Genomic DNA, 21,953 nt, shown 5'->3' with positions numbered 1-21,953 from the left:
TTGATTATCCTTCCTGCCGTTGGCCAAAAAGGCTCAAAAGCATCTGAAACAGGTTGATAAGATTAAGATAGAGAGAGAGTGCCCCCATGATCTGTAGTTTCCCGAGATCAGCTGTGGCAGACATCCCACCTGCCTCGTGATACGCCAGATACTCGTTCCGAAGGCGCTGCATGTCCCAGGCAGTTAGGCCAGTGAAGACGATCACCCCGATGACAGAGACGGCCATGGCCAGTGCGCCAGATGCCAAGAACAGGTTGATAATCGAGGCACCGATGATACCGATCAGGCCGATCACCAGGAAGCTACCCCAGCCGGACAGGTTGCGTTTCGTCGTGTAGCCCCACAGGGCCATCGTCAGAAAAATGATTGACGCGCTCAGGAACGCCGTGACAATGCTCGTGCCTGTGAAAACCAGCAGCGCGCTGGCCAACGACACGCCCATCAATGCTGCAAACCCCCAGAAGAGACCTCGTAGGGCACCGACGGACAACCGGTCAAAACGGAATGAGGCGAACATCACCAACGCCAGTGGTGCGAAGATTGCGACCCATTTAAGCGGTGTGCCAAAGATGAAGGCTGTGACCAGGGCGAAATTTGCCACAGCAAATGCAACCAGCGCCGACAACACCAACCCGCCGCTCATGTAGGTAAATACGCCTGTCAGATACTTGCGTAGTCCTACGTCGTATTGACGCCCGTCGGTTGCTACGTAGTCGCGTGGTGGAACAGATCTTTCCATTGATTACTCCTTCGGTGTGACCCTGAAGGAAAGCGGCTTTTTGATGCTTTGGATGGCGAGCATCGGTTAGTCCACTCCCCTTCGGGGGAGCGATCCGACATCACGGCAGATGCTTGCAATGCATCATCCGTCAGAGGGGCCCGGCTCGCATGACTAAAGTGGCTATTGGCCGGAAAAGCTTCAATAGATGAATGAGGATGTTTCGCTGTCCGGGCGCGTTTTTGCCAGTCGGTAAAAATCAAAAGAAGTTCAGCATGGCGAAAGCTCCGGCAGCGAAAATAGCGGCAACGACCGCAAACGACGCGAGGCTGACGATAAACCCTCCGACAAGCCACAGCCCATCGCGTTCGCCCAAGCTCAGGGCCAACATGATGACCGACAGCGCTGGCAGCGTGTTTCCGAAAGGGATAGGCAGGAACATGAAAATCGCCATCACGAGACACGCGATACCGACGGTAAGATCGGCCGCTCGTCGTGACAGAACCCAGAAACGGGGATGTGCCAATCTTTCCACCCATTCGATCCAAGGCAAGGCACGCGTGACGATCCGCGCAAATGCCTGATGCTCGATTGACCGCTTTCCCAGAAAGTTCGGCAGCCAGACAGCGGCGCGTCCGAGAACAAGTTGTGCTGCGACAAATATGAGCGGGGGTCCAGTGATCACTGACGCCCCCGGAACGAAGAAAAACAGGTTTGGCAAAGCAAAGATGATAAGCAGCGGCACGAAGCTGCGATCACCCAGCATGACGATCAGATCGTTGAGCGATATGCGCTCGCTGTGAGCGGACGCGAGCTCGCGGAGGACCGCCGATAGCTTCCTGTCCAATTCACTGCCATCATTAGGCTTGAAGGGAAGCGATCCGCTCAATTGCAATCCGAATTGTCCATGACGTCGTCAGGAAGCTGAGTGTTGCAAAGCCGAGCCGTTTGCATGTCCGTGCGGACCAGAATTGCCCCCTCAAAGATAGCGCCCCTCAGGTCTGCGCCGTCAAACATCACATCTTCGAGGCGCGTTCCTACAAAACTGGCACCGCTGAGGTCTGTATCGATGAAGCTCACACCACGCAGGTCAGCGCCTTCGAAAATCGCGATGTTCATAGCGGTCCGGTCAAAGCTGATATCGCTCAGCTGCGCGGAGACGAAGTTGATGCCCGTCAGCTTGCGGTCAGAGAAATCCTGTCCCCCGAACACACAGTCTTCGCAGTTGCCAAGAACCCTGACATCCGTAAGCCGCTCGCCTTCCTGCGCCACAGCCGCGAGCGCGAAGGTAAGCGTCAGAACGCCCGCAATCGTCGGGACGAAGAGGCGGTCAATGGTGCCCATATGTCACTTCTTTCTTGATAAAGGAGGGGAGTTTTGGCCTGAAGTCAAAGCCGAGGGGGTGCTTTGGGTCATGCGGCTGCAACAAGCCATCCGGTGTAAGCGGCATAGGCTCCAAGAAATAAGATGCCGGTCACCCGCCCAATCTGTTGCCACGCCATGACTGCAATAATCAGCGCCAGCGTGGCTGCCGACATTACCCAAACGTCGAGCTGTGCGATCTGTGGCGGAATCGGGATCGGCCGGGCCAGTGCTGTGACACCTAAGATCCCGAGAATATTGTAGATGTTCGACCCGACGACATTGCCGAACGCGATACCGGATTCACGGCGCAGCGCTGCCATCACAGACGTCACCAGTTCGGGCAGCGAGGTGCCCACAGCCACGATTGTCAGCCCCACGACAGTCTCGCTCATGCCCCAAAGGAGCGCGACTGTGACTGCCGCGTCGACCGTCAGCCGGGCTCCCAGGATGGTCACCACAATACCGCCGACCGCGAGAGCGATTGCGATCCAAACCGGTCCAGGGATGGGCGTGGTATCGGGAGTGACTTGAGCGCTGTGCGCGGCGACGGCAGTGCTATCGCTGCGATAAGCGATCCAGAGATAGGCCAGCAACGCGACGATCAGGACGCCGCCCATCCACCGATCAAGTGACCCGAATAGGATCACGCCGACCGCGAGAGTGGTCGCGATCGCAAGCGCCGTCCCGTCACGACGAAACGCGACGGAATCGATAGCCAAGGGCATTATCACCGCCGCCACACCGAGGATCAACAGAATGTTTGCGACATTTGACCCGACAACATTCCCGACAGCGATACCGGGAAAACCGCCGAAGGCGGCCTGCAAACTCGTCACCAGTTCTGGCGTCGAGGTTCCGAACCCAACAAGCGTCAGGCCGATGAGAAGAGGCGATACGCCAAACCGAGCAGCGACAGACACAGCACCGCGTACCAAAGCTTCGCCTCCCGCAACCAGAAGGGCAAATCCGAAAATAAGCTGAAGAAAAACCATATTATTTAATGCCTGTATCGCAAGATTGGCGCGCACGGGATACGCGGCTCGATAGCCTCTTCCGCAGCACTAAGTTGCTATATGCTCAGCTTTCAAGTGGGAGCGCTAAACTTTCAGTTGTCGCCTAATTCCATATAGCCGGGAGTATTTAGTTTAGAGAATGGTCTGTTGGCAAAGACGCTCGTCCTTGAAGCACCCGAATTGCGTGTCATTTGATCCTTTCGCAACTCCTGGTCAAATCGCAGGAATTTACGGAAGGTTTGTGCCGATACAAGAAAGCGGCGATTCGCAGCATCGCAGAATTACAGTCAAGAGGGCTCGGAGCGGCCTTGCGGCAGCGCAGAGCAACGCGCGATTCCGAAGTCTTGTGAATGTCGGCTTCCATGTTTGTGGCGTGTCCGGCTCGCATTTGCGGCGAATGGCCGGTTTCCGCCCATTTCAACACTCTCGCGGATGTTGCATCCACCGGAAGTTGCAGCTCAAGTCCAACAGATTAGGATATCTGTTGAGTTAAACTGCGGCAATTTCACGTCGGGGATGCTGAGATTTATATTTCTTCTTCTTTTCAGACAAAGACGGCCAATGTCGTTGCCGATGCAGCTTGCATGAGGCGAGACACGATATGAAAAAAGCTACTGACATCGAAGCATACGCAGCCTTGGACTTTGAAGCATCAAGTCTTACGCCGCAGAGTTGGCCAATAGAAATTGGCCTGTCTTGGCTGAAGAATGGGGACGTTCAAACCTGGACCTCATTGATCCGGCCCGCGGCGCGTTGGAGCTTTTCCGATTGGTCAACGCAGAGTGGTGCCGTCCATGGCATTGTGTTCGAAGATTTACTCGACGCACCTACTGTATCGGCGGTCGTCGAAGATTTGCTCCCTCTCCTGGAAGGAAAAATACCTGTGTCCGATGCGCCGGAGTTCGACCGGCGCTGGCTCTCACGGTTACTACGCGCAAGCGGACACGCGACCATGCCGAAGATTGAAGACTATCACGACGTATCCTTTGCACAGTTTTCCGGTTTGGCGCTCGATATGGTCTACGAAAACCTTGAAAGGCATCCCGCCCCACATCGTGCAGGACCGGATAGCGCGCGGCTCGTCAGGGCCTGGCGAAAAGCTCAGCAATACTGAAATTTGTGGCGCGGCTCGCTGCGCGATCTTTCACATGAAAAGTGCTTCGTCCTCGAGCAAAAGGGCCAATGTCGTCGTCGGTAGCAGCCATTGATCAGCATGCCGAGAAAAGGACAGCACGCCGACATTTGGAATGGTGTTGGGGATGAATTGATAAGGAGGATCTGAGCATTCTTGTGCACCCAAAAGAGCACAATGAGCTGCGTGGCGTTTTTTGCGACAGGGCGCTAACGGGCCAACTAAAGCGAAGAAACAAGTTGACGTAACGTAATCTTCTTTCCGTTGCGAGAAGGGTGAACGCAAATTCTCGTTACGGACCGATGCTTACAGTCTCCAGCAGAGCAGCAGCCGGAACCGGAAACCGTTTAAGGAGCCCAAACTTCATGGCTAAAGACACTTTCGCTTCACAGCAGTCAATTTCAGCAATCGACGCACTTCGTGCAAAATATATCACGACGGCGCGCGACCAAATCTTCGAAACACACTTGGATAGGCAGTTCCAACGCGACGCCGTGGGGCTATTGATCGCAAAGCCTCGCAAATTCACTGCGACCGGGGATACACATGGCGTGATTTTGATCGAAGGAGCCGGAGGAGGTAAGACATCTCTGGTTCATCATGTACTGAACAACCATCCAGCTTTGCAGAGCGATGATCCTACGTGCAAGCCATGGGTTGGGGTGCGCGTTCCGAGTCCTGCGACGCTTAAGAGCCTCGGCCTCGAGATCTTGCGTGAAACCGGTTATCCAAGCGTATCAAATGCACGCAAAGAATGGGATATTTGGTCGCTCGTACGCACTCGGTTGAAGTTGCTCGGAACCGTCGTTCTCTGGATTGATGAAGCGCATGATCTCTTCCGGGCGGGAAAGGCGATCGAAGACATCCTGAAGATGTTGAAGTCGATCATGCAGGGGGAGGGCGCCGTGATCCTTGTTCTGACCGGAGTTGATAAGCTCTGGGAGATGGCATCTTACGATGATCAGGTGAAGCGCCGCTATTCCAAGGTTACCTTGCCGGAAATTTCAGCCTCAACACACGACAAGATGTTTCGCGGGATCATCAAGGCATTCTGCGAAAAAGTGGAACTGGTTGCGCCTGATGAAAATGATTTGATCGACCGTCTCGTGTACGCCAGTCGGGGCCGGTTCGGTCGGTGCATCGAGAACATTCATGCAGCGCTGGAGGCCGCTATTCTGAATGGCGACACAGCACTCACCGTTCAGCATTTTGCCGAGTCATGGGGGATGAATGAGGGTGTCGTCCCGGGCAAAAATGTTTTCTTGGCACCGCGTTGGGCGGAAATCGATCTCACCCAGCTTCATAAGCCGCTTTGAGGGAGACATCGACATGACTGTACTTTTCCCTCAACTGGCGTTCGAAAATGATGAATCCCTACTGGGGTTTGCCGCTCGCCTTGCAGCATTTCATGCTGACAATCGCACAGGACCTTTTCTGCGCGATATGAACATCAAGATTTCTGACCTCGCTCGCGGTCAGGAAGATGCGATCAACCATTTGGCAGTTTGAACCGCCCCGATTTTACCGGAGGGTGCTTTGTTCAACGTCAGGCTACTTTATCGAGTGTGTTTAGATTTGCATAGAATACCTCCTCTGCTTCTGCGGGTGTGATGTATCCGATGGGACCGAATAGCCGACGGTTGTTATACCAATCGACCCATTTCAGCGCTTCCCATTCGACTTCGCGCCTCGATTTCCATGGACCGATCTGGTTGATGACCTCTGTTTTGAACAGGCCAATGACGCATTCAGCGAGGGCATTATCATAGGAATCGCCGACTGTTCCAACCGATGGATCAATACCGAATTCGACAAGGCGCTCGGTATACTTGATCGAGAGATATTGCGATCCACGGTCTGAGTGGTGAATCAAGGTATTGTTATCAAGTGTTTTTCTTTGCCAGATTGCTTGATCCAAAGCGTCGAGAACGAACTGCGTCGCCATTGAGGTCGATACGCGCCAGCCAACGATCCGGCGCGCAAAGACATCGATGACGAAAGCGACATAGACCGTTCCCGACCACGTCGGGACGTATGTGAAGTCAGAGACCCAGAGCTGGTTAGGCCGATCTGCTTTGAACAAGCGGTTTACCTTGTCGTCAGGGCACGGCTGGGAGGTGTCCGGATTAGTCGTGACAACCTTTTTACCCCGAACTACGCCCTTGATGCCCAAATTGCGCATCAACCGCTCCACCGTGCATCGTGCGATCTCCTGATTATCGCGCAGTAAGACATGCCAGATCTTCCGCGCACCATAGAGCTTGCGGTTCTCTTCCCAGGCCGCATTGATCTTGATGCACAGATCAGCGTCAGACTTCGCCCGGGCTGAAGCCCGATCAGGATCACGCGCGATGGAGCGCCGTTCATAATAGGTGGACTGGGCGATTTGCAGCATTTTGCACATCGGCTCGACCCCGAACTCACCGCGATGTTCTTCAATGAAAGCAGTCACTTGCGAAACGGGCGGTCGAGCTCCGCCTGGGCAAAATACGCTGATGCTTTCTTCCAGGATCTCATTGGCCTGCCGGAGTTCGCGCACCTCGCGCTCCAACTCCTTGATCCGCGCTTTCTCGGCACTGGTTTGGCCAGGCCGTTCGCCGCCATCACGCTGAGCCTGCCGGACCCAAACGCGAAGACTGTCTGGCGAACAGCCCAATTTGCTTGCGATCGCTGTGAATAAAGCAGCTTCGCTACGATACTCATCGCGGTGTTCCATCGCCAACCGCACCGCACGTTCGCGGAACTCAGGTGAATACGGCTTCGAGGTCTTCTTGTTGTGTGACTGTTCCATAATGGGCAATTCTCCGAAAGTTTTGCCCTCCGGTAAACCCGGGGCGGTTCAATGCTCGGTGCTGAGTTGACGTCACATTTGGGCTATGAAGACGGCAAGGATGCCCCGCCTGATCAGACCAACCGTCGCAACGGGTCATCCGCCAAGAGATTGAAGGGGCAAGACGGCGAACTGCCTATCGCTGTGCCACGGGACCGGGACGGTAGCTTCGAACCTGAACTGGTGAAGAAGGGTCAGACCCGCATTGATGGGATGGATGACAAGATCATTGGCCTCTACGCAGCCGGTCTGACGGTCCGCGATATCCGTGCTCATCTTGAGGACGTCTATGGCCTGCAAGTTTCGCCAGACTTGATCAGCCGCGTGACCGATGCGGTGCTGGATGAGGTTCGGGAATGGCAGTCCCGGGCGCTGGACCGGATGTATCCCATCGTCATTTTTGACGCTCTACGGGTCAAAATCCGTGACGCCGATAGCCGCATGGTCAAGAACAAAGCCGTCTACGTGGCCCTTGGCGTCAGCAAGGATGGCGTGCGCGAGGTTCTCGGTCTTTGGATCGCTGACAACGAGGGCGCCAAATTTTGGCTCTCCGTGATGACAGAGCTTAAGAACCGTGGGCTGCAAGACATCCTGATTGCGGTCGTAGACGGTCTCAAGGGCTTCCCTGATGCCATCACAGCAGCCTTTCCGGACACGACCGTGCAAACGTGCATTGTCCATCTCGTGCGCCACTCGTTGAACTTCTGTGCCTGGAAAGATCGCAAGGAAGTGGCCGCTGATCTACGGCGGATTTACAGCGCCCCTACAGCCGATCAAGCTGGTTTGGAGTTGGATGCCTTCGAGGAAAAATGGGCCGGAAAATATGCCTCCATCGCACCGGCCTGGCGCAGGGCTTGGCAGGAAGTGATCCCGTTCTTTGCTTTTGATCCCGCCATCCGAAAGATCATCTACACCACCAACGCAATTGAAAGCTTGAACCGTGTAATCCGCAAATCGATTAAGACGCGGGGATCGTTCCCGACCGAAGACGCAGCCACGAAGCTGATCTACTTGGCGATCCGCAAGTTTGAGAAAGGCGGCCGAAATGTTCGAGAATGGTTTGCGGCCCGCAATCATTTCGCCATAATGTTTGAGGATCGCTTCAATGCGTGACTGTATCTAAAACCCGCATGGGCCAGACCAGATACACAAAGTTCATGACACTCCCAAAAAGAAGGCACCGAAGCGCCTCCTTTAAAACTTTTAATCCGGTACCCGCGTTAAATTAGTCGAGACCCAGTTCTTCGGCGAGACGGATGCCCGGCTCAAGAATGCGTACTTCGGCTTCGTTGAATTCCGGCATGCTCTCCAGACGCTCTTCGGTCACACCGGGGACGATCACTTCGTCCTCACGCAGGAGCAGCTTTTCAACTGGGATGGCGACTTCGTTTTCGCCCATACCAAGGAACCCACCGACACCGATGATAGCAACGATGGTATCGCCCCGCACACCGATAAAGTCGATCTCGCCAACGTCTTCGCCAGTCTCGGTGGCAACGCTGCGGCCGGTCAGCTCTTCAGGGGAGTGTCATGAACTTTGTGTATCTGGTCTGGCCCATGCGGGTTTTAGATACAGTCACGCATTGAAGCGATCCTCAAACATTATGGCGAAATGATTGCGGGCCGCAAACCATTCTCGAACATTTCGGCCGCCTTTCTCAAACTTGCGGATCGCCAAGTAGATCAGCTTCGTGGCTGCGCCTTCGGTCGGGAACGATCCCCGCGTCTTAATCGATTTGCGGATTCCACGGTTCAAGCTTTCAATTGCGTTGGTGGTGTAGATGATCTTTCGGATGGCGGGATCAAAAGCAAAGAACGGGATCACTTCCTGCCAAGCCCTGCGCCAGGCCGGTGCGATGGAGGCATATTTTCCGGCCCATTTTTCCTCGAAGGCATCCAACTCCAAACCAGCTTGATCGGCTGTAGGGGCGCTGTAAATCCGCCGTAGATCAGCGGCCACTTCCTTGCGATCTTTCCAGGCACAGAAGTTCAACGAGTGGCGCACGAGATGGACAATGCACGTTTGCACGGTCGCGTCCGGAAAGGCTGCTGTGATGGCATCAGGGAAGCCCTTGAGACCGTCTACGACCGCAATCAGGATGTCTTGCAGCCCACGGTTCTTAAGCTCTGTCATCACGGAGAGCCAAAATTTGGCGCCCTCGTTGTCAGCGATCCAAAGACCGAGAACCTCGCGCACGCCATCCTTGCTGACGCCAAGGGCCACGTAGACGGCTTTGTTCTTGACCATGCGGCTATCGGCGTCACGGATTTTGACCCGTAGAGCGTCAAAAATGACGATGGGATACATCCGGTCCAGCGCCCGGGACTGCCATTCCCGAACCTCATCCAGCACCGCATCGGTCACGCGGCTGATCAAGTCTGGCGAAACTTGCAGGCCATAGACGTCCTCAAGATGAGCACGGATATCGCGGACCGTCAGACCGGCTGCGTAGAGGCCAATGATCTTGTCATCCATCCCATCAATGCGGGTCTGACCCTTCTTCACCAGTTCAGGTTCGAAGCTACCGTCCCGGTCCCGTGGCACAGCGATAGGCAGTTCGCCGTCTTGCCCCTTCAATCTCTTGGCGGATGACCCGTTGCGACGGTTGGTCTGATCAGGCGGGGCATCCTTGCCGTCTTCATAGCCCAAATGTGACGTCAACTCAGCACCGAGCATTCGCTCCATCAGCTTGATCTTGAGCTCTTTCATTAGACCGGCATCGCCAAGCAGGTCTTCAGGCCGCTCGCAGCCCTTCAGTAGTTCGTCCAGCAGTTCCTCGGATATGGTCATCGTCCTTGCTCCTCTCAGGAAGCATGGACCAGATCGCAGTTACACAGAAGATCGGACACTCTCCTCTTCAGCAGTCAGGTTGAAGATTGGCAGACGCTGCACATCCTCCTGATAGCGCTTGCGGTCTTCATCGGACATGTTGCCCTGCGCGTCAGCATTGAAATCTTCCATCAAGACGCGTGCCTGCTCTTGCTCGACTTCCACGTCAGCAGTTTCGGAGCCTTCGATATTCACCGTTGGATCTTTGGCTTCTTCGACAACCACATTGGCATCGTCGCTTTGCTGCACATTGACGTTGGCTTCTTTCTGCTGAACGGCGACTTTGGCCTCGCCGGCTTCGTCTACGTTCACATCAGCTTCAGCATTTTCGATGGTCACCTTCGGCTCTGCTTCCTCGATGGTGATTTTGGGCTCGGGGCGTACAAACTTTACGACGGGCTCGGGCTGATCCAGATCAACAATCGGCTCACCGGTGTTCACGTCGACCTTTGGCTTCGGCACTTGCACGGTGACGACCGGTTCGGGAATGCGAACGGTAACTTGTGGCTGGGCCTGTTCGATGGTGATAATCGGAGCCTGCTGCTGCACACGTACGTTTGGCTCAGGTACCTGTCGGTCACTTCTGGTTGACCTTGCTCAACAGTCACGACAGGCGCATCCTGAGATACATTCACATCTGGCTCGGGTACTTTAACGTCGACTTCCGCATCTTTCTGCTCGACAACGACCTTGCCGCCGGCCACGTCCGCGGCCGCAGCAACACCGGTTTCTGAACGTTCGATTTTCTCTTCAGCGTTCTTGCTTGGATCGGCGGGGTGCGTTTCAGCCAACACCGGAGCAGCTGCGAAAAGGGCTGCGGCGGAGACGCCGGCCAAGAGTGTTTTTGTATAGTTCATAAGGTCTCTCCCATATGTTTGGTCTCATTTTACGAATTGGCTTTCGCCGTCTCGTGCATGGGGAAACAATCGATAAATAGCCGCTGTGTTCCATAAAAAGCTTGCGGATATTGTTCGACGTCGTGAACCGCTTGATGACGCGGTCGCCGGTGACAGCGACAGCTTCGCATTCCGGCACGGCGAGGCGCAGCAATCAGGCAGTGGACCCTCCGGTAGTCACAGGAGGGTCCGACCTTAGTACAGTAAGGGGGGTGCGGGCGTACCGAGCGCTTAGTCCGCTGCCGCGATGGCCAGCACCTCGATCAGGTAATGCGGCTGCGCCATGCGCGCTTCGACGCAGACCCGGGTGGGGGGCGTTACAGGCGCGACCCATTCGTCCCAAACCGCATTCATCCCGGCGTAGTTATCCATATTCGCGAGCCAAATTTGCACCGAGATCAGGTTTTCGCGGGTGGTGCCCGCCTGATCAAGAAGGTCATCGACCTTAGCAAAGACATCGCGGGATTGGGCGGTGATATCACCATCTTTCAACTGCGAAACCTGTCCGGCAAGATGCACTTGGCCGTTGTGAATGGAAATCGCGGAAAAGCGGGCCGAGCCGCCGATTTTTCTGAGGCTGTCTGTCATTGGATGTTCCTTACAACTATCTGCAGCCATGTAGACAGGGGGGCTATGTTCAGGCAAAGTTCATTATCTGAAATCTACTTCAGGAAGTTTGAAATTGGCGATCAAGATCGAAATGCTACGCTGCTTTTGCGCAGTGGTGGAACAAGGCAATCTAAACGATGCCGCATTACAATTGGCGCGCACGCCTTCGGCGGTTTCGATGATGCTCAAGCAATTTGAGGAACATATCGGCGCGGCTCTGTTCGAGACGGCACGGAAAGCACGGCTGACGCCATTGGGTGAGATGATCTATAGCGAGGCGCGGCGCGAAATTGATCACTTCGGGCGGACTGTCTCAGCCATTGAAGGGCTGTCGCGCGCCGAAGAAGGGCTGGTGCGGCTGGCAGTGACGCCTTCGGTCGCGACTGTGGTGTTGCCTGCTGTGATCCGGCGGTTCCGTCGTGATCATCCAAAAGTACGGATCGACATGCGCGACATGGACAGCGCCGCCGTGCAGCGCGAGATGGAGGCCGAGCGGGCCGACATCGGGCTGGGCAGCGTTGCGGGCGGACCGAACTTTGATCGCAAGCTGCTTTTCTCTGATCCTTTCGGCGTGGTCTGCGCGCCGGAAGACCCGCTGGCCCTGCGCGCAGAGACGGTGGCCTGGGCTGACCTCGTTGCAGTTGATTTCATCACACATGGGCTGTGCCACTTGATTGATGACGTGGCGTTTGCCCCCATTCTTGAGGCCGCGACAATGTCGGTGCCCAATACCGCGTCGCTGCTGGCGCTGGTGCGCGGTGGGGTCGGCCTTACCCTTCTGCCGCGCCGTGCGGTGCCAGAGGACGATCCCAGATTGGTCTTTCTTCCGCTCGCGCAGAGCAATGCACAGCGTCATCTTTACCTCGTTTCACAACCCCGCCGTCTGCTACCGCCAGCCGCGGAGGCATTCTTGGCGGCGCTCGAAGCCGAGCAGGACGGGTAGGAATTTCAGTTTTCCTGTAGTAAATTAAATTTAATCGAATTTGATTGAAGAGCCATGTTCAGGCTTACTGTCGCCAAGCATCCGGGACACCCCGGCCAGACAGGAGACAGCCCAATGAACGTCATGACAGACCTAAACCGCAATTACATCGCAGGCGCATGGGTTGCGGGCAGCGGCGAGATCGAAAACCACAATCCATCCGACGTGTCCGAGGTGGTCGGTCGCTACGCACAGGCCAGCGCCGCGCAGCTGGATGAGGCGCTCAGCGCGGCACGGAAGGCTCAGGCGATCTGGGCAGGCTACGGCCCCGAGCGTCGGCACGACGTGTTGATGGCCATTGGCACCGAAATGATGCGCCGCGCCCCCGAACTGGGCGAACTTCTGTCGCGCGAAGAGGGCAAGCCACTGGCCGAGGGCAAGGGCGAGGTCTACCGCGCCGGGCAGTTCTTTACCTACTACGCCGCTGAATGCCTGCGCCAAATCGGTGACACGGCCGACAGCGTACGCGCAGGCGTGGAGATTGACGTGCGCCGCGAGCCGGTGGGTGTGGTGGCTGTGATCAGCCCGTGGAACTTCCCCACGGCGACCGCCAGCTGGAAAATCGCCCCGGCGCTGGCCTATGGCAACGCGGTGGTCTGGAAACCCGCCAATGTAACCCCCGCTTCAGCCGTGGCACTGACCGAGATCATCAGCCGCCAAGACATTCCCGATGGTTTGTTCAACCTCGTCATGGGCGCAGGCCGCGAGATTGGGCAAAAGCTGGTGGAGAGCCCCGAGCTGGATGCAATTTCATTCACGGGCTCAGTTCCAGTGGGGCGCGGCATAGCCGCTGCCGCCGTGCAGAATTTCACAAAGATCCAGATGGAGATGGGCTCGAAAAACGCGCTGGCCGTGATGGATGATGCCGATCTCGACCTCGCCGTGAGCTTGGCACTTGGCGGTGCCTTTGGCGGCTCGGGGCAGAAATGCACAGCGTCTTCGCGGTTGGTGGTCCACGCGGCGGTGCATGACGCCTTTGTCGAGAAGCTGGTCGCGGGGGCCAAGGCTATGAAGGTCGGCCCGGCGCTGGCGGACGGCACGCAGATCGGTCCGGTGGTCAGCGAAGAGCAGCTTCAAGCCAATCTAGGCTACATCGAACTGGGCAAATCCGAAGGCGCGGTACTGGAATGTGGTGGCACGCGGCTGAGCATGGAAACCGAGGGCTACTACATGTCACCCGCAGTTTTCACCGGCACGACCAATGACATGCGCATCAACCGCGAAGAGATGTTCGCCCCCATCGCCTGTGTCATCAAAGTCGGCAGCTATGCCGAAGCGCTTGAGGTGGTGAACGACACCGAATTTGGCCTGACCTCGGGCATCGTCACCCGCTCCATCGCGCGGGCCACGCATTTCCGCCGCAACGCGCGCAGCGGCTGCGTCATGGTCAACCTGCCCACTGCGGGCACCGACTATCATGTGCCCTTCGGCGGGCGCGGCAACTCGTCTTACGGCCCGCGCGAGCAGGGCTCTTATGCCGCAGAATTCTACACGACGGTCAAGACCGCCTATATCGCGGCAGGCACGCCGGAGGAGCTGGCGTGACCTATCGCATCGACTGTCTGCAATATGCGAACTGGTCAGAGAAGATCTTTCGCCAGATGCGCGAGGGCGGTGTGGATGCGGTGCATGTCACCATCGCCTACCACGAAAACTTCCGCGAGACGGTGCTGAACATCGAAGCCTGGAACCGCTGGTTTGAACAATTCCCGGATCTGATTTTTCAGGGCCGGACCGGCGATGACGTGCGGCTTGCGCGGGAGACGGGGCGCACGGCGATCTTCTTTGGTTTCCAGAACCCCAGCCCGATCGAGGATGACATCGGCCTCGTCGAGATCGTCCACACCCTCGGCGCGCGGTTCATGCAACTGAGCTACAACAACCAGTCCCTGCTGGCGACGGGCTGCTACGAGGCCGAAGACCCGGGCCTGACCCGCATGGGTCGCGAGGTGATCGAAGAGATGAACCGCGTGGGCCTTGTGGTTGATATGAGCCATTCGGCGGACCGCTCCACGTTGGAGGCGATTGAGCATTCCACGCGCCCCATCGCAATTACCCACGCGAACCCGGCACAATGGGCACCAGCACGGCGCAACAAATCCGATGCGGTGATCCGTGCGCTGACCGAAAGCGGCGGCATGATCGGGTTTTCGCTCTATCCGCATCACTTGAAAGACAAGAGCGCCTGCACGTTGCATAGCTTTTGCGAAATGGTGGCACGCACCGCCGAAAAGTTCGGCAGCAGCAGCCTCGGGATCGGATCGGACCTTTGCCAAGACCACCCCGACAGCGTCGTTGATTGGATGCGCATGGGGCGCTGGACCAAACGGGTCGACTACGGCGAAGGCTCGGCAGCCGCGCCGGGCTTCCCTGACATGCCCGACTGGTTCCGCGACAACCGCGATTTCGGCAACCTCGAAACTGGTCTGCGGACGGTAGGTTTCGACCCGGAGGAAGTGGCCGGGATCATGGGAGAGAACTGGCTTCAATTTTTCGACTTGAGCTTTGGTACTGTGCGTAAGACGCAGGCCCACTGGGCTGCGGAATGATCCGTTAGTCCGATTCATCACGACCATAGTCCTTTAGGGAGGATTGAATGACGGACCAAACTCAAAGCCCGGCGGCGCAAACGCCAAGTGCCGGGCATATCAACAAGCCCCTCTTTGCCATCACGGGGGGCTTCATCGCGGCCTTCTGTCTTCTGGCTCTTTTTGACCTAGAGCTGCTCTCGGTGATTGTCGACAGCAGTTTTGCCTTTTCGGCCAAGTACTTCGGCCTCTATTGGCAGGTGCTTTTGCTGGCCACTTTCTTGATCGGCTTGGTGCTGATCGTCCTGCCGGGCAGCCGCGCGATCATGGGCGGGCTGGCACTGCCGGAATTCTCGACCTTCCAGTGGGGGTCGATGATCATGTGTACCCTGCTTGCGGGGGGCGGCGTTTTCTGGGCCGCGGGTGAGCCGATGGCGCATTTCCTGTCCTCGCCGCCGCTTTTTGGTGCCCAAGCAGGCACACCCGAAGCTGTCGCGCCCGCGCTGGCGCAAAGCTTTATGCATTGGGGGTTCCTCGCCTGGGCGATCCTTGGCGCGCTGACCACGGTGATGCTGATGCATTACCACTATGAAAAAGGCCTGCCATTGGCCCCGCGCACGCTGCTTTATCCGCTGTTCGGCGAGCGTGCGATCAAAGGGCCGATCGGGCTGGCAGCGGATGCGTCCTGCATCATCGCCGTGGTTGCGGGCACCGTGGGGCCAATCGGCTTCCTTGGGTTGCAGGTCAGCTATGGTCTCAACACGCTCTTTGGTATCCCCGACAGCTTTGCCACTCAGGCCATTGTGATCGCAGGGCTGGTTGCACTCTATACGATCTCGGCGATGACCGGGCTGACCCGTGGGATCCAGCTGCTGAGCAAGATCAACGTGATCCTCGCTGCCTGCTTGCTGCTGTTCATGCTGGTGTTCGGTCCGACGGTCTTTATCTTCAAAAGCTACTTCGCGGGCCTTGGCTCCTACCTTGGTAACTTCTTCGGTATGGCGCTTTATCGCGGCGAGGCTGGGCTTTTTGGAGAGCCGGGCTGGCTCGGCTGGTGGACCGTGTTCTTCTGGGGCTGGTTCATGGGCTACGGGCCACTGATGGCGATGTTCATCGCGCGTATTTCGCGGGGGCGGTCGATCCGGTCGATCATCATCATGCTGTCGCTGGTTGCACCGATCATCACCACCTTCTGGTTCACCATCATCGGCGGCACGGGCATCGCGTTCGAGCTTGGCAACACTGGCTCGGTCTCGACCGCCTTTGAAGGCTTCAACCTGCCGGCGGCGCTTTTGGCGATCACGCAGCAACTGCCTATGGGCTTTATCATATCGCTCTTGTTCCTGATCCTGACCACGATCTTCGTGGCCACGACGGGCGACTCGATGACCTATGTGATTTCGGTCGCCATGTCGGACGAGGATATGTCTTCGATGCCGGTCCGGGTGTTCTGGGGCATCGGCATGGGGCTGGTGGCGATCATCCTCGTCTCGCTCGGCGCTGGCGGTGTCGGCAAGCTACAAAGCTTTATCGTCGTTACCGCGGTGCCGGTGTCGCTGGTGCTGTTGCCCTCGCTTTGGGATGCGCTGCGCATCACGCTGGCAAAGGGACGCGATACTAAAGCCTGAGAAAACCGCCGGGCGGCCCGCAAAGGGGCGCCCGGCATGAGACTATGATATCATCCAGGAGGAGGCACGTGATGAAACATGACCAGCTTAACCCCGATTGCGTCGCCTTGCGCCCGGCTGAAACCGTGATGCGACTGGCGCGGATGGGATCATTTCACCAATCACGGCTGTCCTTCATGCGGGTGCTCCTGCGGCGGCTCAAGGCTGAGAACTGGCGCTTTGAGCGCCGCGCCTTCGAGATCGACGAGAACAGTGTTGGCCATGCGGTCTATACCATGCACGGACCTTCACACAGCTACAGCCTTGTCGCTTTTGCCCATGATCTGCCCCCCGAGCAACGTTCCGACCGTGTGATCGCTACCGCTTGGGACACGACCTTTGCCCTATTTGATGGCCTGCCCACTGAGGCCGACATCACCCGCCTGTCACAGAATGTCCCGCTGCAAGAGGCTGGGCGCGTCACAACCTCCGAGCTCACAGTCTCCCGCGCGAACCGTTCGGTGCGGCTGTTCGATCACGTCGTTGATTGTCTGAGCCGGGGCGAACAACCGGAAGCGGCGGATGTCGACGCGGTGGGCTATCTGATGCGAACCACGGCGGTTTACGGCTCCGGCAAGCTTGGTGCTGCCGACCGCGAGAGCATCGCCGATCGCCCTGAGTTCGCCGCGCCCTTCCAAGCCGAAATGCTGACTGTTTTCTTGATTCGAGGCTTCGTGCTGGACCTTGTTGAACATCTCGCTGCGCGCAAGGGCGGGGCCGGGGCCGTGAAGCTCGATCCTGCCATGCGCCGCCACTTTGGCATCGGCAATTCCACCGGCCTTGGTATGGCGCCTTTCTTACTGAACCACCCCATCCTGCTCAACAACTGGATCAAGGCCCGCGAGACCGCACTGGCCCGCGTGCGCTCCTTGCCGGTCATCTCTACCACGGAAACCGAGGCCTTTTTGACCATGCTCCGCCGCGGCCGGCGTAATGTGGACGACTGGCATTCCGAGCATCCGTTGCAATGCGACAAGATTGATGGGCTGAAGGCTGACCTTGATCGGCTTGACGCACATCTGGCTAGCGGCGCGCTCACGGCGCCCATGCCATGGGATGCGCTCTACCGCTGGGCCGAGGGCGCGCTGAGCTTTGAGGGGCAAGAGCTTCTCGTGGCGCTGATGATGGAGCCTTACGGTGCACTTGTCGACGATCTGCCCAACCAGATGAGCGCGGATGAGGGCGCTGGGTTCCGCATCGACGGCAGCATGACCGCGGCCCAGTTGCGCGGCATCCTGGAGCGTGACTATGCGTGGGCGCTCAAGATCGACTGGGACAGCCCCGAGAGCCAGGCCAAGGCCTGGTATGTCTCCATCGAGAAGCTCGAGCCGCGCCTTGGTGAGCGGCATCTGGAGCCGGTCGCCCCCTATGAACAACCACTGGCACCGGGACGGGATGCGGCGTTATTGTTCAGGGCACTTGACGATGAGGCCGATCAGACCCGCGTGGCGGATTTCCTGCTGCGCCATCCGGAGCATCGTCACATCCTGCGCCGCGTGCAGATCGTCGCCCGCCATCCCTATGCCGAGATCCGCGACAACACGGTCGGTGCTGATATCCTGCCCATCGACCTGTTGCGCGCCAAACTGTCCTTTTTCGGGGCCTGCCATTTCGACCCGCGCTCAGACCGTTGGGTGCGGATCAACATGTTCCGCAACGCGCCGTTCCCGCATGAGCTGGCCGAAATGGAGTTCGCGGGTTGGACCTATCCCGCGTTGGTAGAGGTGCCGGTATGATCTGTTCGCTGAATGAAATCGAAGCCCTCGCACGCAAGGCCGCGCGGGGCGGCGGCATGAGCTGGGGGCTTGCCGAGGAGGCCGGCAAGGCCGTGCGCTGGCTCAGCGATAATGGGTTCCCGGGGCCGTCGTTGCTTGCTGAATTGCTGCGGCAGAACGATGGTAAAACCTATTCCGAACTTGCGGTGCAGCAGGGGAATGACGGTGTTCTCCGCGCGCAAAGCGGTCTGCTTTGTCCGATCATCGCCGGGGCACTGATCTGCGATCAGGCCGACGATCTGAAGGGCGGGGCAGAATTGCGGCTTGGCAATGTCGCGGTGCCTTTGCTGTTGGCCCCCTTTGCCAGCGAAGCCGCCCGTTCCGCCGGGGTCAGCATTGCGTTGGAATGGAGCGGGGTGAAGCTCAATCTCGGCGGTGCCGCGCCTGGTGGGGAAGGTGCTGAGGCTGCTTTGCGCGTGGCTTCCACAGAAACGGTCACCTTGTCCCGCGCCATTCGACCGGCAGACGGGACGGTTCGGCCATGCTCTGATCGGGATGTATCAAGCGAGACAATGCAATCGCTGGAAAACTACGCGCAGCGCACCTATGCCCCTGCCACTGCCGAAAGCCGCGCCGGGGCGGGGGCCGGGCAAGAGAGCGACTAGCAGTGTTCTCGCGGGGCAATTGCGCGGACATGGGGTGCGGGGGGCAACCTTTCCACCTTCGATGGGGACCAGCCATAGCAATCAGGCGGTTTTATTTACGTCTTTTTCGCCGCGCTAGGGCTCGCCGCGTGATCGAAAAGAGAAGGATTAGGCGGCGTCTTGCAACGGCAGCCGCTTATCTTCGATGCCGATAGGCACGACGAAGTAGAATTCGCTTCCGACACCCTCGACACTGGTCACGCCGATATCGCCGCCGTGGGCCACGATTATGCCCTTGGAAATGGCCAAACCCAGTCCGGTTCCGCGGTGTTTTCGCGTGTCTGATGAATCGACTTGGGTAAATTTGTCAAAAATTCTCGCGCAGTCGTCTGGTGAGATGCCGCAGCCAGAGTCCGCAACAACGATCCGCACCGCCCCGGTTTCCGCTCTGACCGACACGAAAACCCCTCCATTTCTCGGTGAGAATTTGACAGCGTTTGAAAGCAAGTTGCGAACCACCTGGGCTATTCTGTCAGGATCCACATTGCCGATAATCGGTCCGTCATCCCCTGTATAGAAATACTCTACCTCTTGTTCCGTATCATAGGACATCATGGTCTCGATTTCATCTTTTACGATGGTGACGATATCCGAAGGGCGCTTGGACACCTCAAGGTTTCCTGTATCTATTCTCTCGAAATCCAAAAGATCGTTCACGAGCAAATTTAAAATATTCGAATTTTTTGCTGCCATCGCGACCAATCTTTCTGCGGGGGCCGACAATTCAATTATTTTTCCAGATTTCAGCATTTCAAGGGAGCCTTTTATCGATGTTAAAGGCGTCCGTAATTCATGGCTGACCGTCGAAATAAACTCGCTCTTGCTTTTGTCAGAGGCCATTGCGCGTATCTGGGCGAGCCTCAATCGTTCATTGTTGTATTTAAGCCGCCGGAACATAAGCCATAAGCCAGCCGATGGGATGGAGAGTGCCAGCAGGATCATACCGGCCATCAGCACAGCGACGAAGGCGTATTCAACGCGCACAGCCGCCGTTTTGCTTGTTTGGTCCATGTAGGTCTCAGCGATCGCGACCAATCGCCCGCTGTCATATACTGGCAAATAGGTTTCGCTATATAAATCGGGGCGATTGGGCTTCGACCGCCCGTTCTCTACGGTAGTATAGGCCTCTCCGGTTTTCACAACGGATGCGGCAATTGCATTGTGCTTGCCCAGACTTTCACCTGTGGCGGCGGGATCATCGGATTCAAAGCGGAGCACACCATCGGGGCTGAAAATTTTGAAACGGAAGACACCGCCAAAGCTGGCGAGATCACGGAACGCATCCCAATGTTCCGGTTCAATCCGCTGCCCGTCAGCCAAGGCAGCTATTTCTGGAACCTGCTTTACCGCAAATTCCGCCCACTCGAGCGACCGCCGGGACGCATCACGTTCCACCCCATGGTGAACCATAACGATGGCGATCTGATAGGTCATGAACGCCAATAAGATAAAAAACCCAAGAGTAACGGCTATGATGGCTTTCGGATCAATACGTGCGGGCACAGGTGCTGTTGGGGCCGTAAGGCCGTTTGCGCTGTGGGGAGTGCTGTTAGATTTTCTCATGCACTTTTCCTGATGTCCAAACGTCGCTTTTGAAGGGAATTCAAAGCCCTGCCGTTTAGCATAAAATTTTACGCTTCTGCGCTACTAAGTAACTTAACCAGCTTTTTTGCTAGTAGGCGAATTAGGCAAAATTGAGGCCCATTAGGTGCTTACTCTGGGCATCTGGTGGATCCTGCGCTCCACCAGACACGCTGACATGGACAGCCCGCGGTCAGCGAGCTGTCATATCAGCGGATCTGAGAACGGTTGTGGGCTGGAACTCAGCATCTCAGTCGTGAGGGGATCGTTCTAGCCGCTGAAAGCTAGATATATCAGGGGCGGTCCATCAGGCTGATGTCTGCTTTTTATTGTGGAAAATGAACCCGATGAAGTTCAGCAAAAGCTGTGCGGCCAAGATCTGCGTGCTTTCAGAAGGGTCATAAGCTGGGGCGACTTCAACCAGATCAATGCCCACCACATCGCCCCGCTTGCTGAGACCTTGAAGGATTTCTAATACGTCATAGTAGTGGAATCCGCCATGACTTGGGGTGCCCGTGCCCGGCGCGATGGACGGGCAAAACGCATCAATATCAATTGTGACGTAATAGCGAGCACCTTCCGGAATCCGCTCGAGTACCGACTGCGTGCCAAGCGCGCGCACTTGTCGCACAGATAGGATATCGGATCCCCGTGCGCGCGCATCAATGTAGCCTTCTCTTGCGGTGGAGGACACGTTGCGGATGCCCAATTGGGTCATGCCGGATACATAGTCCCTTTCTATAGCGCGGCGCATCGGGTTGCCGTGCCCGTCGGTTACGCCCTTGCGTTCATCGACGAAATCAAGATGAGCGTCGATCTGCACCACATGGATCGGGCCGTTTTCGGCACAATTATCTTCAAAGGCTTTGATGCAAGGAATGTTGATCGAATGGTCGCCACCAATGGTCACGGGCAGGGCACCAGCGTCGAGAATTTTCTTAACCCCATAGGCAATACTGGCGTGGCTTTCGTCAGTTTTAGTATGGATGATATCGGCATCCCCGATGTCGACGATCCGCACAGACGCATCCAGATACGTCGCGTCGTCTTCGTGATCATAGGCACCGGCATGACCAAAGCTGAAAAGCGTGGATGCCTCACGAATAGAACGCGGACCGAACCGCGCCCCTGCGCGGTACTGACACCCGAAATCAAACGGTGCTCCTAGTACCGCAACATCAGCGTCGATCTTGTCCCAATCCTGCACGTAGGGCTTCTTGCCAAAAGTTGCGATCCCGACAAAAGGCAGGTCGAGCCGCCCCGTTTCATAGCCATGTGATGACATATTTTATTCACCTTCAATTGTTTGTTTTTAAAGGGCCGTGCGTTTTATCATATATCGCTTCCACCAAAACAGGGCCGGAACCCTCGGAGGTTTCAATC

General features: G+C 57.0%; 21 protein-coding genes, 1 pseudogene and 1 other annotated feature. Of the genes and pseudogenes, 10 read left to right on the top strand and 12 right to left on the bottom strand.

Annotated elements, in window-relative coordinates; translation table 11 throughout:
• Positions 1 to 4 precede the first annotated feature (4 nt).
• The 4 genes from GLP52_RS08050 to GLP52_RS08035 form a co-directional block, all read right to left on the bottom strand.
• The gene (locus tag GLP52_RS08050; protein WP_237272059.1) at positions 5 to 739 is read right to left on the bottom strand and encodes a Bax inhibitor-1/YccA family protein; all 735 of its coding nucleotides are present in this window, start codon (positions 737 to 739) and stop codon (positions 5 to 7) included.
• Positions 740 to 977: 238 nt separating this feature from the next.
• Positions 978 to 1,565, bottom strand: a complete 588-nt coding sequence (locus GLP52_RS08045) for an exopolysaccharide biosynthesis protein (protein ID WP_237272672.1) — start codon at positions 1,563 to 1,565, stop codon at positions 978 to 980.
• 38 nt (positions 1,566 to 1,603) lie between these two features.
• Entirely contained in the window at positions 1,604 to 2,062 is a 459-nt protein-coding gene (locus GLP52_RS08040) for a pentapeptide repeat-containing protein (RefSeq protein ID WP_237272058.1), read from the bottom strand.
• A gap of 68 nt (positions 2,063 to 2,130) precedes the next feature.
• The gene (locus GLP52_RS08035) at positions 2,131 to 3,075 is read right to left on the bottom strand and encodes a calcium/sodium antiporter (RefSeq protein ID WP_237272057.1); all 945 of its coding nucleotides are present in this window, start codon (positions 3,073 to 3,075) and stop codon (positions 2,131 to 2,133) included.
• Between the two features lie 622 nt (positions 3,076 to 3,697).
• On the opposite strand from GLP52_RS08035, the gene GLP52_RS08030 reads away from it, so the two are divergent.
• The 3 genes from GLP52_RS08030 (at position 3,698) to GLP52_RS08020 (ending at position 5,737) form a co-directional block, all read left to right on the top strand.
• Complete coding sequence (locus GLP52_RS08030; protein WP_237272056.1) at positions 3,698 to 4,210, top strand: 3'-5' exonuclease; 513 nt, start codon at positions 3,698 to 3,700, stop codon at positions 4,208 to 4,210.
• A gap of 383 nt (positions 4,211 to 4,593) precedes the next feature.
• The gene (locus GLP52_RS08025) at positions 4,594 to 5,544 is read left to right on the top strand and encodes a TniB family NTP-binding protein (RefSeq protein ID WP_237272055.1); all 951 of its coding nucleotides are present in this window, start codon (positions 4,594 to 4,596) and stop codon (positions 5,542 to 5,544) included.
• A gap of 13 nt (positions 5,545 to 5,557) precedes the next feature.
• Positions 5,558 to 5,737 (top strand): hypothetical protein, encoded by a 180-nt coding sequence (locus GLP52_RS08020; RefSeq protein WP_237272054.1) that lies wholly within the window; start codon positions 5,558 to 5,560, stop codon positions 5,735 to 5,737.
• A 37-nt stretch (positions 5,738 to 5,774) separates the two neighbouring features.
• On the opposite strand, the gene GLP52_RS08015 is transcribed toward GLP52_RS08020, so the two are convergent.
• Positions 5,775 to 7,019: an IS3 family transposase gene (locus tag GLP52_RS08015; RefSeq protein WP_237273481.1), complete on the bottom strand. Its 1,245-nt coding sequence runs from the start codon at positions 7,017 to 7,019 to the stop codon at positions 5,775 to 5,777.
• Positions 6,606 to 6,722, bottom strand: a sequence feature (AL1L pseudoknot). (Overlaps the previous gene by 117 nt.)
• A gap of 54 nt (positions 7,020 to 7,073) precedes the next feature.
• Here GLP52_RS08015 and GLP52_RS08010 point away from each other — a divergent pair.
• Positions 7,074 to 8,171 (top strand): annotated as a pseudogene (locus GLP52_RS08010) (IS256 family transposase); the annotation flags it as partial.
• 112 nt (positions 8,172 to 8,283) lie between these two features.
• Here the strand turns inward: GLP52_RS08010 and GLP52_RS08005 are convergent.
• The 5 genes from GLP52_RS08005 to GLP52_RS07985 all read right to left on the bottom strand — a co-directional run bounded on the left by GLP52_RS08005 (position 8,284) and on the right by GLP52_RS07985 (position 11,372).
• Positions 8,284 to 8,571 (bottom strand): PRC-barrel domain-containing protein, encoded by a 288-nt coding sequence (locus GLP52_RS08005; RefSeq protein WP_272903430.1) that lies wholly within the window; start codon positions 8,569 to 8,571, stop codon positions 8,284 to 8,286.
• Positions 8,572 to 8,634: 63 nt separating this feature from the next.
• Positions 8,635 to 9,849 (bottom strand): IS256 family transposase, encoded by a 1,215-nt coding sequence (locus GLP52_RS08000; protein WP_237271104.1) that lies wholly within the window; start codon positions 9,847 to 9,849, stop codon positions 8,635 to 8,637.
• A 39-nt stretch (positions 9,850 to 9,888) separates the two neighbouring features.
• Complete coding sequence (locus GLP52_RS07995; RefSeq protein ID WP_237272052.1) at positions 9,889 to 10,356, bottom strand: hypothetical protein; 468 nt, start codon at positions 10,354 to 10,356, stop codon at positions 9,889 to 9,891.
• Entirely contained in the window at positions 10,326 to 10,745 is a 420-nt protein-coding gene (locus GLP52_RS07990; protein WP_237272051.1) for a hypothetical protein, read from the bottom strand. Before GLP52_RS07990 ends, GLP52_RS07995 begins: the two co-directional genes overlap by 31 nt.
• Before the next feature lie 270 nt (positions 10,746 to 11,015).
• Positions 11,016 to 11,372 carry a RidA family protein gene (locus GLP52_RS07985; RefSeq protein WP_093734242.1) on the bottom strand — a complete coding sequence of 119 codons (357 nt, stop codon included), beginning with the start codon at positions 11,370 to 11,372 and terminating at the stop codon, positions 11,016 to 11,018.
• A 94-nt stretch (positions 11,373 to 11,466) separates the two neighbouring features.
• Between GLP52_RS07985 and GLP52_RS07980 the strand changes: the two genes are divergently transcribed.
• The 6 genes from GLP52_RS07980 (at position 11,467) to GLP52_RS07955 (ending at position 18,950) form a co-directional block, all read left to right on the top strand.
• Positions 11,467 to 12,336 (top strand): LysR family transcriptional regulator, encoded by an 870-nt coding sequence (locus tag GLP52_RS07980; protein WP_237272050.1) that lies wholly within the window; start codon positions 11,467 to 11,469, stop codon positions 12,334 to 12,336.
• A gap of 123 nt (positions 12,337 to 12,459) precedes the next feature.
• Positions 12,460 to 13,920 carry an aldehyde dehydrogenase family protein gene (locus tag GLP52_RS07975; RefSeq protein ID WP_093734247.1) on the top strand — a complete coding sequence of 487 codons (1,461 nt, stop codon included), beginning with the start codon at positions 12,460 to 12,462 and terminating at the stop codon, positions 13,918 to 13,920.
• On the top strand, positions 13,917 to 14,924 hold the full coding sequence (locus GLP52_RS07970) for a membrane dipeptidase (protein WP_093734240.1): 1,008 nt from the start codon (positions 13,917 to 13,919) through the stop codon (positions 14,922 to 14,924). Before GLP52_RS07975 ends, GLP52_RS07970 begins: the two co-directional genes overlap by 4 nt.
• 47 nt (positions 14,925 to 14,971) lie before the next feature.
• Positions 14,972 to 16,531: a BCCT family transporter gene (locus tag GLP52_RS07965; RefSeq protein WP_237272049.1), complete on the top strand. Its 1,560-nt coding sequence runs from the start codon at positions 14,972 to 14,974 to the stop codon at positions 16,529 to 16,531.
• A 71-nt stretch (positions 16,532 to 16,602) separates the two neighbouring features.
• Complete coding sequence (locus GLP52_RS07960; RefSeq protein ID WP_237272048.1) at positions 16,603 to 18,306, top strand: hypothetical protein; 1,704 nt, start codon at positions 16,603 to 16,605, stop codon at positions 18,304 to 18,306.
• Positions 18,303 to 18,950 carry a DUF3726 domain-containing protein gene (locus GLP52_RS07955; RefSeq protein WP_093734237.1) on the top strand — a complete coding sequence of 216 codons (648 nt, stop codon included), beginning with the start codon at positions 18,303 to 18,305 and terminating at the stop codon, positions 18,948 to 18,950. Before GLP52_RS07960 ends, GLP52_RS07955 begins: the two co-directional genes overlap by 4 nt.
• A gap of 147 nt (positions 18,951 to 19,097) precedes the next feature.
• On the opposite strand, the gene GLP52_RS07950 is transcribed toward GLP52_RS07955, so the two are convergent.
• Positions 19,098 to 20,552, bottom strand: coding sequence for a sensor histidine kinase (locus GLP52_RS07950; protein WP_237273480.1), 1,455 nt, complete (start codon positions 20,550 to 20,552; stop codon positions 19,098 to 19,100).
• Between the two features lie 325 nt (positions 20,553 to 20,877).
• A complete protein-coding gene (gene speB / locus GLP52_RS07945; RefSeq protein WP_093734235.1) occupies positions 20,878 to 21,855 on the bottom strand; it encodes an agmatinase in 978 nt (325 codons plus the stop codon).
• Between the last annotated feature and the right edge of the window lie 98 nt (positions 21,856 to 21,953).

This window comes from Sulfitobacter sp. M22 (assembly GCF_021736025.1).
Taxonomy (GTDB): domain Bacteria; phylum Pseudomonadota; class Alphaproteobacteria; order Rhodobacterales; family Rhodobacteraceae; genus Sulfitobacter; species Sulfitobacter litoralis.
The sequence above is the reverse complement of the archived record's forward strand: the minus strand, read 5'-3'. Positions and strand labels throughout refer to the sequence as shown.

Excerpts from the sequence above, each read along its gene's own strand:
- GLP52_RS07960 (WP_237272048.1), top strand. The coding sequence starts at position 16,603 with ATGAAACATGACCAGCTTAACCCCGATTGCGTCGCCTTGCGCCCGGCT.
- GLP52_RS08000 (WP_237271104.1), bottom strand. The coding sequence starts at position 9,849 with ATGACCATATCCGAGGAACTGCTGGACGAACTACTGAAGGGCTGCGAG.
- GLP52_RS08050 (WP_237272059.1), bottom strand. The coding sequence starts at position 739 with ATGGAAAGATCTGTTCCACCACGCGACTACGTAGCAACCGACGGGCGT.
- GLP52_RS08030 (WP_237272056.1), top strand. The coding sequence starts at position 3,698 with ATGAAAAAAGCTACTGACATCGAAGCATACGCAGCCTTGGACTTTGAA.
- GLP52_RS07985 (WP_093734242.1), bottom strand. The coding sequence starts at position 11,372 with ATGACAGACAGCCTCAGAAAAATCGGCGGCTCGGCCCGCTTTTCCGCG.
- GLP52_RS07965 (WP_237272049.1), top strand. The coding sequence starts at position 14,972 with ATGACGGACCAAACTCAAAGCCCGGCGGCGCAAACGCCAAGTGCCGGG.
- GLP52_RS08025 (WP_237272055.1), top strand. The coding sequence starts at position 4,594 with ATGGCTAAAGACACTTTCGCTTCACAGCAGTCAATTTCAGCAATCGAC.
- GLP52_RS07990 (WP_237272051.1), bottom strand. The coding sequence starts at position 10,745 with ATGAACTATACAAAAACACTCTTGGCCGGCGTCTCCGCCGCAGCCCTT.
- GLP52_RS07950 (WP_237273480.1), bottom strand. The coding sequence starts at position 20,552 with ATGAGAAAATCTAACAGCACTCCCCACAGCGCAAACGGCCTTACGGCC.
- GLP52_RS07975 (WP_093734247.1), top strand. The coding sequence starts at position 12,460 with ATGACAGACCTAAACCGCAATTACATCGCAGGCGCATGGGTTGCGGGC.
- GLP52_RS07955 (WP_093734237.1), top strand. The coding sequence starts at position 18,303 with ATGATCTGTTCGCTGAATGAAATCGAAGCCCTCGCACGCAAGGCCGCG.
- GLP52_RS08015 (WP_237273481.1), bottom strand. The coding sequence starts at position 7,019 with ATGGAACAGTCACACAACAAGAAGACCTCGAAGCCGTATTCACCTGAG.
- GLP52_RS08035 (WP_237272057.1), bottom strand. The coding sequence starts at position 3,075 with ATGGTTTTTCTTCAGCTTATTTTCGGATTTGCCCTTCTGGTTGCGGGA.
- GLP52_RS08020 (WP_237272054.1), top strand. The coding sequence starts at position 5,558 with ATGACTGTACTTTTCCCTCAACTGGCGTTCGAAAATGATGAATCCCTA.
- speB (WP_093734235.1), bottom strand. The coding sequence starts at position 21,855 with ATGTCATCACATGGCTATGAAACGGGGCGGCTCGACCTGCCTTTTGTC.
- GLP52_RS08040 (WP_237272058.1), bottom strand. The coding sequence starts at position 2,062 with ATGGGCACCATTGACCGCCTCTTCGTCCCGACGATTGCGGGCGTTCTG.